The organism is Phycisphaeraceae bacterium, from assembly GCA_040222855.1.
In the GTDB taxonomy this organism is placed as follows: Bacteria; Planctomycetota; Phycisphaerae; order Phycisphaerales; family Phycisphaeraceae; genus Mucisphaera.
In genome coordinates, this window is the sequence record JAVKCD010000025.1 from 488740 (window position 1) to 501595 (window position 12856).

General features: G+C 62.3%; 14 protein-coding genes. 7 read left to right on the forward strand and 7 right to left on the reverse strand.

Annotation, left to right across the window (positions count from 1 at the left end; all coding sequences use genetic code 11):
- The 5 genes from acpS (at position 1) to RIG82_11820 (ending at position 3382) form a co-directional block, all read left to right on the forward strand.
- A complete protein-coding gene (acpS, locus tag RIG82_11800; GenBank protein ID MEQ9461623.1) occupies positions 1 to 441 on the forward strand; it encodes a holo-ACP synthase in 441 nt (146 codons plus the stop codon).
- 9 nt (positions 442 to 450) lie between these two features.
- Positions 451 to 1182, forward strand: coding sequence for a hypothetical protein (locus RIG82_11805; GenBank protein ID MEQ9461624.1), 732 nt, complete (start codon positions 451 to 453; stop codon positions 1180 to 1182).
- A gap of 45 nt (positions 1183 to 1227) precedes the next feature.
- Positions 1228 to 1446: a small basic protein gene (locus RIG82_11810; protein ID MEQ9461625.1), complete on the forward strand. Its 219-nt coding sequence runs from the start codon at positions 1228 to 1230 to the stop codon at positions 1444 to 1446.
- 46 nt (positions 1447 to 1492) lie between these two features.
- A complete protein-coding gene (locus RIG82_11815; protein ID MEQ9461626.1) occupies positions 1493 to 2656 on the forward strand; it encodes an aminotransferase class I/II-fold pyridoxal phosphate-dependent enzyme in 1164 nt (387 codons plus the stop codon).
- A 105-nt stretch (positions 2657 to 2761) separates the two neighbouring features.
- Positions 2762 to 3382 (forward strand): hypothetical protein, encoded by a 621-nt coding sequence (locus RIG82_11820; GenBank protein ID MEQ9461627.1) that lies wholly within the window; start codon positions 2762 to 2764, stop codon positions 3380 to 3382.
- A gap of 56 nt (positions 3383 to 3438) precedes the next feature.
- Here RIG82_11820 and RIG82_11825 read toward each other — a convergent pair whose 3' ends face one another.
- The 3 genes from RIG82_11825 to RIG82_11835 all read right to left on the reverse strand — a co-directional run bounded on the left by RIG82_11825 (position 3439) and on the right by RIG82_11835 (position 6586).
- Positions 3439 to 4755: an alkaline phosphatase D family protein gene (locus tag RIG82_11825; GenBank protein ID MEQ9461628.1), complete on the reverse strand. Its 1317-nt coding sequence runs from the start codon at positions 4753 to 4755 to the stop codon at positions 3439 to 3441.
- A 74-nt stretch (positions 4756 to 4829) separates the two neighbouring features.
- Complete coding sequence (locus RIG82_11830) at positions 4830 to 5570, reverse strand: hypothetical protein (protein ID MEQ9461629.1); 741 nt, start codon at positions 5568 to 5570, stop codon at positions 4830 to 4832.
- Positions 5571 to 5620: 50 nt separating this feature from the next.
- On the reverse strand, positions 5621 to 6586 hold the full coding sequence (locus tag RIG82_11835; GenBank protein ID MEQ9461630.1) for a hypothetical protein: 966 nt from the start codon (positions 6584 to 6586) through the stop codon (positions 5621 to 5623).
- A gap of 104 nt (positions 6587 to 6690) precedes the next feature.
- Here RIG82_11835 and pheA point away from each other — a divergent pair, with 104 nt between their 5' ends.
- Together pheA and RIG82_11845 are read left to right on the forward strand one after the other, a co-directional pair.
- Positions 6691 to 7806 (forward strand): prephenate dehydratase, encoded by a 1116-nt coding sequence (gene pheA, locus RIG82_11840; protein ID MEQ9461631.1) that lies wholly within the window; start codon positions 6691 to 6693, stop codon positions 7804 to 7806.
- 9 nt (positions 7807 to 7815) lie between these two features.
- Positions 7816 to 9000: a glycosyltransferase family 1 protein gene (locus RIG82_11845; protein ID MEQ9461632.1), complete on the forward strand. Its 1185-nt coding sequence runs from the start codon at positions 7816 to 7818 to the stop codon at positions 8998 to 9000.
- Between the two features lie 2 nt (positions 9001 to 9002).
- Here the strand turns inward: RIG82_11845 and RIG82_11850 are convergent, their stop codons facing one another.
- From RIG82_11850 to carA, 4 genes are all read right to left on the reverse strand, one after another.
- The gene (locus RIG82_11850) at positions 9003 to 9983 is read right to left on the reverse strand and encodes a biotin--[acetyl-CoA-carboxylase] ligase (protein MEQ9461633.1); all 981 of its coding nucleotides are present in this window, start codon (positions 9981 to 9983) and stop codon (positions 9003 to 9005) included.
- Positions 9976 to 10887 (reverse strand): carboxylating nicotinate-nucleotide diphosphorylase, encoded by a 912-nt coding sequence (gene nadC, locus RIG82_11855; GenBank protein MEQ9461634.1) that lies wholly within the window; start codon positions 10885 to 10887, stop codon positions 9976 to 9978. Before nadC ends, RIG82_11850 begins: the two co-directional genes overlap by 8 nt.
- Entirely contained in the window at positions 10884 to 11426 is a 543-nt protein-coding gene (locus RIG82_11860; protein MEQ9461635.1) for a hypothetical protein, read from the reverse strand. The genes nadC and RIG82_11860 overlap by 4 nt, the downstream gene beginning before the upstream one ends.
- A gap of 152 nt (positions 11427 to 11578) precedes the next feature.
- Positions 11579 to 12787 carry a glutamine-hydrolyzing carbamoyl-phosphate synthase small subunit gene (carA, locus tag RIG82_11865; GenBank protein ID MEQ9461636.1) on the reverse strand — a complete coding sequence of 403 codons (1209 nt, stop codon included), beginning with the start codon at positions 12785 to 12787 and terminating at the stop codon, positions 11579 to 11581.
- Between the last annotated feature and the right edge of the window lie 69 nt (positions 12788 to 12856).

Here is a 12856-nt window from a genome sequence, read left to right on the forward strand (position 1 = left end):
ATGACCCGCGAGGGACTACCCCACACAGGATTTCCACCCATCGTCCTCGGCCACGGCGTCGACCTCACCGAGGTCAGCCGCGTCCTCGATCTCATCGAAAAACACGGCGAATCCTTCCTGGAACGCTGTTTTACCCAGGCCGAAGCCGAATACGCCAGCGACTCGAAACGGTTTGGCGAACACCTCGCCGCCCGCTTCGCCGCCAAAGAAGCCGTCCTCAAAGCCCTCGGCACCGGCCTCACCAGCGGCATCTCCTGGCAGGACATCGAGGTCATCCGCAGCCCCCTCGGCAAACCAAATGTCCGACTTTCAGGACGCGCGCACGATATCGCCGCCGAACTCGGCATCACCGACTGGCATCTCTCTCTCTCCCACACCGCTGGCTTGGCCATGGCCTCCGTCATCGCCACCGGCCCTCCACGCATCGAGCAGGGGGGATAACATCACACCATGCCCGGCAGATCGAGCAATAAAACACCCTTCGAGGTCATGGGACGACGCGACGCGGGCCCCGAGCCCTCGCCGCAGCCTTCCGAGGCCCCCAAGGCGGCGGATCGGCCCGCAGCGGATTCCGAGCCCACCACCGACCTGCTCGCGCCCAGCGAGCCGCTGGTGCTCCGTGTCCCCAAGGGCCTGGTCGCCGCCGTCGCCGTGGTGCTGCTGCTGATCCTGGGCCTCGCCTACTGGGTCGGCTACGAGCGTGGAGCCAACGGCGAGACCGAAACAACAGCCGCTGCAGTGGAAGCCCCACCCGGCCCGCTGACGACCCCTGCGGCCCCACCTCGCTTCATCGGGGCTGATCTGGAGGGTCCCGGAATCAGCCTTCTGGACCTCTCCAGAACCCCGCTGGGGGGCTATCAGGCCGATTCTCCCTCCGATCCCAGGCAGGACGGGATGAACTATCTGATCCTGGCCACCTATCCAGCCGCCGAAGCCCAGCGACTCAGCGAGTTTCTGGTGACTCACCGGGTTGCAAGTGTCCTCAAGCCCGTCAATAATGATCGATTCCAGGTCATCGCCGTCAATGTCGGTTTTACTCGAGATGCCTTCGAGCAGGGCACCCAGGAGACCTACCGACAGGCGTTACTGGAAGTCGGGCGTGCGTGGCACGCCCACAATGGCAGGCGCGGCAACGATGCCCTGCAGGACATGTACTTCTACCGTCACGGCCCAACGCCCTGACCCGAACTCCCGGCCGCAACCGGCCACGATACGGAGACTGCTCCCATGAGCCTCGACCGCAGCCTTCGCGCCAGTGGCGGCCTCGCCCGCCATCGCAACGTCCTTTCCCGCGCCGAGCGCATCGCCAAGCTCTCGGCTGAGGGCAAGTTTGTCCCCAGCGAGAACGATCCACTCGGTCTGCCCAAGCTGGCCAACCGAAAACTCGCCGCAGGCAAGACCACCAAGAAAAAGAAGGGCACCGAAACCGAAGAAGAGGCGAAGTAAGCCGCTTCCCGGTTGGATGGCCAGGCACTGAATCAGGGACTCGCTCATGCTCGATCCCGAAAGCTATCTTGCGTCCCGGGTCCACCAGATCGACGCTTCTGGGATCCGCAGGGTCTTTGACCTCGCCGCGAAACTGGACAACCCGATCAACCTGTCGATCGGCCAGCCGCACTTCGATGTGCCCGACGCTGCCAAACACGCCGCCATCCAAGCGATCGAGCAGGGCTTTAATCGCTATACCCAGACCCAAGGCGTCGCCAACCTTATCGCGCGAATCAATACAGATACGGCCAAGCAGTATCCCGGCACGCTTGGCGCAGCGGATCGAGCCCAGCTCGCCGAGGGTTTCCAGACGCTGATCACCTCGGGCGTCTCGGGCGGGCTGATGCTTATGCTGCTCGCATGCTGCAATCCCGGCGACGATGTTCTGATCCCCGATCCTTACTTCGTGATGTATCGTCATCTGGTCACACTCGCGGGCGGCAACCCAGTTTATGTCGATACCTATCCCGATTTCCAACTCACCCCCGAACGCGTGGAGCGGGCGATCACGCCCAAGTCCAAGCTGCTGCTGTTCAGTTCCCCCTCGAATCCGACAGGCGTCGTTCTGACGGAAGACAACGCCAAGGCCCTCGCGTCGCTCGCCGCGAAGCGGGGTTTGCTGCTGGCCAGCGACGAGATCTACGATCAGTTCTGCTACGACGGACCCTGCCCGTCGGTCGCCCGCCACACGGATCGAGTCATCCTGCTGCGTGGTTTTTCCAAGACCTATGCGATGACCGGCTGGCGTCTGGGCTACGCGACCGGCCCTCGCGCGATCATCGAGCAGATGACCAAGCTCCAGCAGTACTCCTTCGTCTGTGCGCCCTCGATGACGCAGGCCGCCGGTGTCGCGGCGCTCGATGTCGATATGCAGCCCTATGTGGATGAGTATCGCCAACGGAGAGACCACGTTGCCCAGCGGCTGCTTGAAGCTGGCTACAACCTGACCACACCCGGGGGCGCGTTCTACGCCTTCCCGGAGGTCCCACAGCACCTCGGCATCACGGCGAGCCAGTTTGCCGAGAGGACGGTCAAACAGGGCGTGCTGCTGATACCCGGATCGGTGTTCTCGAATCGCGACACCCACTTCCGGATCAGCTACGCATGCGGGCCCGAGCAGCTTGAGGCCGGTCTGGATGTCCTGGCGAATCTGGGTAAAGGTGCCTGAGACGATTTGTATTGGTTAAGGGGGGTTTCTCTCGGAACTCGTACTGGTTTTCGGTCGATGCTTCTGGTGGACCAACTGGGCTTATCCCCGGGAACCGCTGTGACCATGAGAACCGAGACCTCTGCGCTGTTGACCGTCGCCCTGCTTGCAGGCATCGCTGCGCCCACGGCACACGGCAACATCGTGCTCAACCCGAGCTTCGAGCAGAGTCCGACCAGTGAGACCTTTTCGAGCTGGGTCAGCAGCAACGTCGAGCGGATGGGACCGTTTATCGATTCGTATGACGGCAATCAGAGTGTCGATCTGGCCAAAGCCAAGTCGGGGTTCCTCCAGCAGCAACTCATCACGATCCCCGGCGAGACGTACCAACTCGAGTTCTACCTGTCGGCCAACATCTACAGCTTCAGGGAGTTGCCGAGGCAAGCTCGCGTCCTCTGGGGCGGGATGAGCCTTGGGCTCTTTACCTGGCTACAACTCGGCACCGAACCACCCGCTGAGGCCCGTTTCGAGCAGCACCTGATCTATAATCTCGTTGCGCCAACGAACCGAACCATCCTGCGTTTCGAAGACGTCTCGGCGACCAGCGGCTTTGGTGCCGTACTTGATGCCGTGAGCGTGACGCTGATGCCGGAGCCTGAACCCGAGACGATCCCAAGCCCCGCAGCGCTGCCCGGTGGCATCCTGCTCGGGCTCGCGGCGTTAACACGGCGCAAAACATCAGCCTGAACCAACGGGCTCAGGCTGATGGTCGATGGTCAGTTGATATCTGGAATCTCAAAGAGTTACGGGGTCGCGGCGGTTTCTTCTGCTTTCACCGTTTCACTATGCCGACCGTGGGTGTCACCCTCGCCGTAGGTAAAGGTCAGTTTCTTGGTGTCCAGAGAGTCGTCGAACTGGGCGCGCTCCTGCTCGTCGATGAGCCGGATACGCACCTGCGGGTACTCTCCCGACCAGTCGATGTCGAGCAGGCCGAAGTGGTTGTCACCCACAGCGTTCTCACTGGCACGGTGGTGGTTCTCTTCGGTGATGATGCGGCCTCCGGCGCTGTTGAGACCGGATGAGGTGACATCAACCGACATGTACGGGCCGGTGCCCCCGCAAACCGACACCTCGCCATGATGGCGATCGCCAGAGAGGAAGATCACGCCTTCGGCCTCGGAGTCTTCGATGGTCTGGAACAGTTTGTCTCGCTGCCAGGGCAGGGCGGACCATCGCTCCCAGCCGTGCTCATTGGCGACGACCTGGATGCTCGAAACGATCAACCTTAGTTCGGCAGGCTTCTTGAGTTCCTCTGCGAGCCAGGCCCACTGTGCTTCGCCGAGCATCGTGGCTGACTGATCGTCACGCTCCGCATACGGGCCGTGCTTGCGCTGATCCTCGGGCAGGCGTTCAAGGTCATCGCGGTGATACCGGGTATCCAGCAGGATGATCTGCGTGCGTTTGCCCTCTGGGCCGACGACCACGCTGTGATAAACACCTTCGCGGTCGTAGCGCGGTGAATCGGTGGGAACGCCCCAGAACTCCAGGAACTCACGCTGCGACTCGGCTTTCTTGGGGTACTCCTTGCCGCCGTCGTTGACGCCGTAGTCGTGATCGTCCCAGGTCGCGAGGATGGGGGTCGATGACTTGAGCTTCGCAAAGCCGGGCCGTGCGGCCAGCTCAGAGTACACGCCGCGCATGACGGCCATGTCTTCGGTATCGGCATAGACGTTGTCGCCTGCGAAGATAAACAGGTCTGGCGTCATGGCATTGATGACATCCCAGATCGGCTGCGGGCGGCCCTGACGGAGGCAGGAGCCGAACGCAATTCGCTCGAGCGGCTTCTCGGCCATCAGCGGCTTGTAGCCATTGATGACCGCCTCGACTACGACCGATGCTGCAGGGGTGCTTGCAATCTGCTGGTAGGAGGCCTGCTTCGCAGCGGCTGGCTTTTTCACAGCAACCGGCGCAGGCTCGGACGCCTTGGTGGCCTGAGCCTTCGGCTGAGTGGCCGCAGCGCTCGGTGTTGGTGGTGGCGTCGTTGTAGTTTCGGATGTCGCACAGCCCGACAACAGCAGGGCGGTCCACAAGGCAGGCACGGCCAGAACATGTCGAAGCATCGGAAGGCTCCTCAAAGAGTTTCGGAGCCCCGATTGTAGCCCTCCGCGCTACCGGTGCACGTTGAGACGCCGACTCAGGATTTGGCCTTCTCAGCCGGCGGCGCGTTGTACTGCATGATCAGGCCGATCACAGCAGGCACGGTCACCAGCAAGGGGATCGTCACGCTCGACTGGATCAGGGAATCGCTGACCGTCTGCCGCCAGGGCTCGAAGCTCATCACGAGGGCAAGACCGCCTATGACCACAAAGGTCGCTCCTGCGACGGCGGTAAACATCATCACCGACATGTCGAAGACGATGAACGCCAGCATCCCACAGACGAGGAGCCCGATCAGGGCACCGACCCAATGGGCTTCGGGGAGGGTCGAGCCGTTGGCCTGATTCAGGGCCAGCGTGAGTCCCGACCAGAGGTTGGAACCGATGAAAGCCCCGGACAGTCCGCCAAACAGAGCCACGGCGAACTTCATAAATGGACCGGCCAAGGCAGCGGCGATCAGCCCCAGGCAGCCGGCGACGACGTAAGGGGCCTGGACGAAATCTCCGACCCAGTAGCCGGAGAACATACCCAGCAGCAGGGCGAGTCCGATGGTCATCGTTTTGTAGAACTTGTAGCCGTTGAGCATGCAGGTCACGCCGATGACGATGAAGACCAGGGCCCAGACCACCGAGAGGGCCTGGAGGTTGGTGATCAACTCATCCGGTCGCGCCAGCGTATCGCCCCGGGAAAACACCGCGATGGTGGTTTCAAAGAGATTCTCGAGCGCTCCCTGCTCCGCTGGTTCAGAACCGGAACTCTGGGCGAGTAAGGCGACCATGGCTTATGTTCCTGCCAAAGGCTGATGCCCGGGATCGCTCCCGACGCGCATTATCTATCGGCCTTTTTTCGGAAAAGCGTCCACTGAAACGCAACACCCGCGAGAGTTATCAGACCCAGAACGACCAGTGTGCCCCTTGGCCCGGTCGGCAGCGATCCGGCTATGGCTGGAGCGAACTGGGCTAGAAGCCGAGTCCCGGGCAGGTAGATGAGCACCGAACCGAGCATCGAGGACTCGATCGACGACGCGGTGTGCGGCATCAGCAATCCGAGCAGCAACCCAACGACCGCTCCGATCAACGAGCCGGTCAGGACCGTTCCCTTTAACGCAGGCGTTAACTGATCCCACCAGGCACGAAGCGACGCCTCCTGGTCGGAGAGCGCTTCTCGAAGCGCCTCCAGCATCCGGCTGGCGGTCTCCGACCACATTGAACCGGGTTGATCGCCTGACGCCTGCTCCGCGCCGTCGTCGCTCGTTGGCGGGTCGCTCTCCGCGCCTTCCTCGTACGGGATCGAACTCTGGATCGCGTCGCGAACCTTGCCGACGATCTCTTGCACATGAGCCCGGGTCGTCTGGGCCAACTGGTCGTTGATCAAGTCCGAGGCGGTCTCGTCAGCGGAAGACAGCAAGGTCTGGCTGGTGTCGTCATCCAGATCGACGGCAGGCGGAGGCGTTCCCTGCCAGAGCAGGACGACGCAGGGGACTACTGCGGCCAGCAGTGCGGCACCTGTGACCGCGACAAAAGCTCGGAACAGGAAACCGGCGAACAACGCCCCGCCCAGAGCCCCGATCAACGAAGCGCCGACCAGCATCATCGAACTCAGCCCAAAGAACTGCCCCAAGGCCGCTCCGGCCGCAGAGCCGAGCGTGAGGCCCACAAGCACGCAGCTCGCGCGGGCCAGTTTCCTGCCAGCGAGCAACAGCACCAGCCCTACAAGCATCAGGCCGCCAGCGAGATAGACCTCGATGGCCAACCCTGAGACGGTTTCAAGCGTGTTGGCGGTTTGCGGGTCCATAACGGCTCCTTCCGAGCACCTCAAGGAGGATACGCCACCGTGGGTGACGGCCTGTTCCCCCCATGCTATCGCTCAGCGGCCTCTGCGCCCGTTACAATCTGCCCATGACTGAGAATCCGAGCCCAGTGGACCCCATGAGCATCGACGCCCAACTGGCCCCGCTGCGCGAGAAGATCGACCGGCTCGACCGCGATCTGATCGAGTTGCTCAACCAACGAGCCGAGGTCGTCGTCGAGATCGGCCGGATCAAACGCGACACCGGCGGGCCCATCTACGCACCCGACCGCGAGCAGCGGGTTCTCGAACGGGTCCGCGAACTCAACCGGGATCGCGTCCTGCCTGATTCCTGCGTCGAAGCGATCTGGCGCGAGATGATGTCAGGCAGTTTCGCGCTCGAGCGCCCCCTCCGCATCGGATACCTCGGCCCGCCGGGGTCATTTAGCCACCTCGCCGCGCGTCGTAAGTTCGGAGCCTCAGTCGAATATGACAATCTCGATGACATCCCGCTGATCTTTGAGTCGGTCGATCGAGGCGACCTCGACTACGGCCTGATCCCCATCGAGAACTCGACCGAGGGCTTCGTCACGACCTCGCTGGACTGCCTCATCACGGCCCGCTCCCGGGTGTGTGCCGAGGTGCTGCTTCCGATCCACCACAACCTGCTGGCCAACTGCGATCCACCAGACATCAAGGTCATCTATTCACACCCCCAGGCGTTGGCTCAGTGCCGACACTGGCTCAGTGCCCAGTTCCCGCAGGTGCCCCGGGTAGCGACATCGTCGACCTCCAAAGCCGCCGAGCAGGCAGCGAGCGAACCGGGTGCCGCCGCGATCGGCTCGGCCCTGGCCGCCCAGACGTTCGGGCTTGCTATGCAGTTTCAGAACATCGAAGACACCAGCGGGAACATGACGCGCTTCTACATCATCGCGCAGCAGGAGACAAACCCCACTGGCGATGACAAGACCGCGACTTTCTTTACCACCCGCCACAAGGCCGGTGCTCTGGCCGACGTTCTCGATGTCTTTCGCGAGCACGGGATCAATCTGACCCACATCGACAAACGCCCCAGCAAACGCAAGCACTGGGACTACGTCTTTTTCGTGGACCTGCTTGGGCACACAAGTGAGGCCAATGTCGCTAAGGCCATCTCGGAAGCCGCAGAGCACTGTCTCGAGCTCCGGGTGCTCGGGTCTTTCCCCCGCGCGACCCAACCCCTGTAGACTGCCGCGATGCGGCTCGCAATCGTCACCGAGACCTACCCGCCGGAAGTCAACGGCGTGGCCATGACCCTTCAGCAACTGGCTGAGGGCATGGTAGAACGCGGCCACTGCGTGGAAATCATTCGCCCGCGCCAGAACGCAGACGACAACAACCGAACCGTTGATGGTATCGAGCACGTCACGGTTCAGGGCGTGCCGCTGCCTCGCTACGACGGCCTTAAACTCGGCCTGCCCTCAGCGGGCACGATGATCCGAAGGTGGCGAGCCAATCCTCCCCATGTTGCGCACATCGCGACCGAAGGTCCGCTGGGGTTGTCAGCCTTGTGGGCGACCCACCGCGTGAAGCTGCCGGTCACCTCAGCCTTCCACACCAACTTCCACGAATACTTCGACCACTACGGGCTGAGCCCGCTGCGTCGTTTTCTGGTCTGGTACCTCAAGCGATTCCACAACGCCTGCTGCTCGACGATGGTCCCCGCCGTCCCGATGCGTGATGCGTTGGCTTCTCGAGGCTTCGAGCGTCTCACCCTCCTGGGTCGTGGCGTCGATACCGACCTCTTTCATCCCGACCATCGCTCGGACGACCTCCGCAGATCGTGGGATGCCAGCCCTGAGGATGTCGTGATGGTCTACGTCGGCCGTGTCGCCGAAGAGAAGAACATGCCGCTGGCTATTGAGGCCTTTCAGGCGGCTCGACAGACCGTACCAAACCTCAAGCTCGTGATCGTGGGCGACGGCCCGCTTCGCGAGCAACTGCAGCAGGCTCACTCCGATGTCATTTTTGCCGGCACCCGTCGAGGCGAGGAGTTGGCCGCCCACTACGCCTCCGGCGACATCTTCATCTTCGCCAGCACGACCGAGACCTATGGCAACGTTATCCCCGAGGCTATGGCGTCCGGTCTCGCTGTCGTAACCTTCGACTACGCGGCGGGCCAGGCGCTGATTCAGGACAACGACAACGGCCGCCTCGCTCATTTTGGGGACCGCGACCACTTCATCCAGGTCACCAAAGAACTCAGCTCCGACATCAATGCCATTGACCGCTGCCGATCCCAGGCCCGAACGACCACGCTCGCGCTCTCATGGTCAGCCGTCCACGAGCGATTTGAGCAACTGCTGATGGATGCCTCAAAGATGCGCTGTCCCGAAGCCGAGACCAGTGAAAAGACACGGGAAGCTGGCACTCACGTCTAGACTCAAGCCACCTCGTCACAGGCGCGACTCGCCTGCGCAGAGGGCACCCAGTGGCACACCCCGCTGTGGTCACGCAGCACCAGTCCGCTGGTGATGTCCACATCGATCACCTCCCCGCAGAGCATCTGACCGTTGACCTTCAGCGTGGCCTGCCTCCCAAGATCACTGCTGCGCACCCGCCAGCGTTCGGCCAGGTCACCCGTATCGAGTTTCGTGAGTGATACGAATCGCTCCAGCACCGCGTGGGCCAGCCATAGCCGGTCGATCCGCAGCCCCAGGTCCGCCAGAGATGTCGGCGCTGTGATCGAGCCATCCAGGCGCTGCGGACCTTCAACCTCAGGCGTCCCGAGCACGTTGATGCCCCAGCCAATCACCGCCCAGGACTGCCCCGAAGCGTCGGCGACACGCTCGATCAACACGCCTGCCAGCTTGCGATCGTTGAGCAACACATCATTGGGCCACCGGATTGTCGCGGCTTGATGCGTCGGCAGGAGGTGAACAGACTCCGCTACCGCGAGACAACCGATCACCGGCATCCGTTCGACTGGCTCACTTCCTTCCAGCGGCCATGCCAAGGACATCAACAAGCCATCACCGCTTGCTGCCAACCAACTCCGCCCTCGACGGCCACGACCGGCGGTCTGCTCGTCGGCCATCGCCACGGTCGCTCCACGCTGCTCGCCATCGAGAAGCCGCTTGAGAACATCCTGCGTGCTCGACGTCTGGTGATAGACCTCCACGCGTAACTGATGCTCGATTGAGGCCTCAAGGTAGTCCGCCCAGCACGACAACCCGCTGCTGACCAGCCGCACCCGTTCAGGCCCATGGATGTCGATGCCACAACCGTCTCGACGAAGCTGGTCAAAACCACTTAGCACGTCCGCGTCAATCAGCCCAGTACGCTCGGACAACTCTTCCACCGACCAATCGCTGGCAGGTTCGAGCAAAAGTGGCAACAGCTTGATGCTGAGCGAATCACTCATCGCGATCCAGCCCCAGGTCGAGCCCACGTACCGAATGCGTGAGTGCCCCCATCGAAATGCGATCCACGCCGGTCTCCGCCACGGCCCGCAAGGTCTTCTCAGTGATCCCGCCCGACGCCTCCAGCAGGACACCCGGCGCGAGGCGATCACGCTCCGCCACGGCTTGCCGCATGACCTCGTGTGGCATGTTATCCAGCAGGACGATGTCAACGCCCGCAGCCAACATTGCGGAGAGTTGCTCAAGCCGATCGATCTCCACCTCGAAAAACTCGAGCTTCGACGAGCCGTCCTTTGCGAAGGTGATCCAGCTCTTTAATCGACTCTCTAGCTCATCATCCGGAATCGATGCCAGATGATTGTCCTTAACCAGCACAGCGTCATACAGCCCCATCCGATGTGAAACCCCGCCCCCACAAGCCACCGCATACTTATCCAATCCACGCCAACCTGGCAGCGTCTTGCGGGTATCGCACAGGACCGCTTGAGTGCCCTGAATTAGACGAGTGAGACGCGAGGTTTCCGTTGCGATCCCCGACATCCGACTCAGCAGATTCAACAGCGTGCGCTCGACAGCCAGCAGCGCCCGAAGATTCCCCGAAAGTGAGAGCACGCTCTGCCCCGCAGCGATAACCGCACCATCCTCAGCCTCGCTGACGACTCGAACATCCAGGTCGAACACGTTCAGCAAGGCGGACACCGCCGACAACCCGCTGATAACACCAGCTTCTCGCGCGACCACACGAACCGCAGCCCGCTCATCAGCGTCCACCACCAACTCCGAGGTCACATCCCGACGCGCCGGGCCGAGGTCCTCCGCGAGGGCCAGTTGCAGCAGAGCCCGTAGATGTTCCTCGCCGACATAGTCGTGCAGCCGCAGCCGGAGGGTAGGGGGCGGAGGGGTCATGCGGGCACATCCCTCCGCGGCACGACTATCTCGAACCGCCGGTTGCGCTGCCGCACCGCCCAGATGTGGTCGCCCACCTCCAGTTTCTGTCGTTCGAGCCATTGTCCCCAGCCACGCCAGCGGAAATGACCGGCCCGCAGCGACGTCCGCACCACCTCGTCGCCAACGAGAATGTCGAAATCTCCCTCCGGAAACAGATCACGATCCGCTTCCGCCACACTCAGATACCGATTCCGATTGCTCGACTCCAGGACCTCGAGCATCGCCGCAGGGAACTGCCCGGCATCGAGCAGAAACCACGCCCTGCCCGACGACCGCACCGGCGGGGTTACGTCATGCACAGCACCCACACGGTCCAGCGTGACCAGCGACAGATACGGGTGATCCCACCGCGACCGCCAGTAGTCCGCCGTCGCCCCGATCGCATCGTTGTACCGCTGCCTGAGACGACCCAGCTCGTGCCGATCACGCACCTCAACGCACATTGCTTCCCGAACCCGCGCGACGGCCATCACCGGCCCGGATGACCGCTTGAGCATAATCCGATCACCTTCGATCACCTGGCCAAAGGGGGGAATGCGATTGCGAGTCAGCCGACACTCGATGGTCTTTCGGCCGCTGAGCACTTGGCCCAGATACGGCTCCTGCAAAATAGCCAGATGATCACACAAACGCTGCCGTCTCCAATACATCACACCCCAGCGACCGTATTTCGTTGCCGCTGGGCCGCATCCATATCCGCTGCACTCGGGCTCTTGCCACTGGCCATCATCGCCATGAAGCAGTCAAACAGATACGCCGCATCGTGCGGCCCTGGACTAGCTTCGGGGTGATACTGCACCGCGAACACCGGGTGATCCTGATGCCGAAATCCCTCGAGCGTCTTGTCGTTGAGGTTGATGTGCGTCGGCTCCGCCCCAACCCTTGCCAGACTGTCAAGATCAACCGCAAACCCATGATTCTGACTGGTGATCTCGACCTTCCGCGTGCCCAGGTTCTGCACCGGCTGATTCCCGCCACGATGCCCGAACTTGAGCTTGAAAGTCTCCGCGCCCAGCGCGAGACTCAGCAACTGGTGGCCGAGGCAGATGCCGAAGATCGGCGCCTTGCCAATCAACCCCTTGACGGTCTCGATAGCTGGCGTCACCGCCGCCGGGTCGCCCGGCCCGTTCGAGATGAACACGCCGTCGGGCTGATGCTCAAGGATCGCCTCCGCCGAAGTGTCGTAAGGAACAATCGTGACCTCGCACCCGATCGAGGTCAGGTGCCGGAGGATGTTGTGCTTCGCCCCGCAGTCGATCGCAATGACCTTCTTCTGAGTCCCAGGCTCCGGCAGTGACATCCGAGAGTCCCAGGCACCCAGGTCAGTGGACCACGCCTCCGAATCAGCCCGCGTCACCGTCTTGACGAGATCAACGCCCACCAGCCCGACCGACGCCTTGGCTCGCTCGACCAGATCATCATCAGAGATCGTTGGGTCCGTACAGATCACCGCTTTGAGAGCACCGACGACACGCAGACGTCGCGTCAATGCTCGGGTATCGATACCCGTGATCCCGACCACGCCCTGCTCGTCCAGCCAGGCCGATAGCTGCTGTTCTGAGCGGTGGTTGCTCTCCCGGTTGGCGAGTTCACGAACCACGAACCCACGCAGGTGAATCTTTGTTGATTCCAGGTCCTCACGCGTCACGCCATAGTTGCCGATCAGCGGGCACGTCATGGTCACGATCTGCCCCGCATAAGAGGGATCAGTCAGTACCTCCTGATATCCCGTCAAAGACGTGTTGAAGCAGGCCTCGCCCTCCACCACGGCCGGAGCCGTATGCCCAAAGGCCTGTCCGCTGAACACCACGCCGTCTTCCAGGGCCAGCCGTGCCGTTGGTTGTTCACTATTGCTCATAACCCACATCCTAGCCGTTCCGTCGGGGTTCAAAAAAGCCCACCCATCGGCAGACGGGCGGGCTCGTGT

Bases quoted from the DNA above. Each gene is read 5' to 3' on its own strand.
- RIG82_11830 (MEQ9461629.1), bottom strand. From the start codon at position 5,570: ATGGTCGCCTTACTCGCCCAGAGTTCCGGTTCTGAACCAGCGGAGCAG.
- RIG82_11815 (MEQ9461626.1), top strand. From the start codon at position 1,493: ATGCTCGATCCCGAAAGCTATCTTGCGTCCCGGGTCCACCAGATCGAC.
- pheA (MEQ9461631.1), top strand. From the start codon at position 6,691: ATGACTGAGAATCCGAGCCCAGTGGACCCCATGAGCATCGACGCCCAA.
- RIG82_11805 (MEQ9461624.1), top strand. From the start codon at position 451: ATGCCCGGCAGATCGAGCAATAAAACACCCTTCGAGGTCATGGGACGA.
- RIG82_11845 (MEQ9461632.1), top strand. From the start codon at position 7,816: ATGCGGCTCGCAATCGTCACCGAGACCTACCCGCCGGAAGTCAACGGC.
- RIG82_11810 (MEQ9461625.1), top strand. From the start codon at position 1,228: ATGAGCCTCGACCGCAGCCTTCGCGCCAGTGGCGGCCTCGCCCGCCAT.
- RIG82_11825 (MEQ9461628.1), bottom strand. From the start codon at position 4,755: ATGCTTCGACATGTTCTGGCCGTGCCTGCCTTGTGGACCGCCCTGCTG.
- RIG82_11850 (MEQ9461633.1), bottom strand. From the start codon at position 9,983: ATGAGTGATTCGCTCAGCATCAAGCTGTTGCCACTTTTGCTCGAACCT.
- acpS (MEQ9461623.1), top strand. From the start codon at position 1: ATGACCCGCGAGGGACTACCCCACACAGGATTTCCACCCATCGTCCTC.
- RIG82_11860 (MEQ9461635.1), bottom strand. From the start codon at position 11,426: ATGCTCAAGCGGTCATCCGGGCCGGTGATGGCCGTCGCGCGGGTTCGG.
- RIG82_11835 (MEQ9461630.1), bottom strand. From the start codon at position 6,586: ATGGACCCGCAAACCGCCAACACGCTTGAAACCGTCTCAGGGTTGGCC.
- RIG82_11820 (MEQ9461627.1), top strand. From the start codon at position 2,762: ATGAGAACCGAGACCTCTGCGCTGTTGACCGTCGCCCTGCTTGCAGGC.
- nadC (MEQ9461634.1), bottom strand. From the start codon at position 10,887: ATGACCCCTCCGCCCCCTACCCTCCGGCTGCGGCTGCACGACTATGTC.
- carA (MEQ9461636.1), bottom strand. From the start codon at position 12,787: ATGAGCAATAGTGAACAACCAACGGCACGGCTGGCCCTGGAAGACGGC.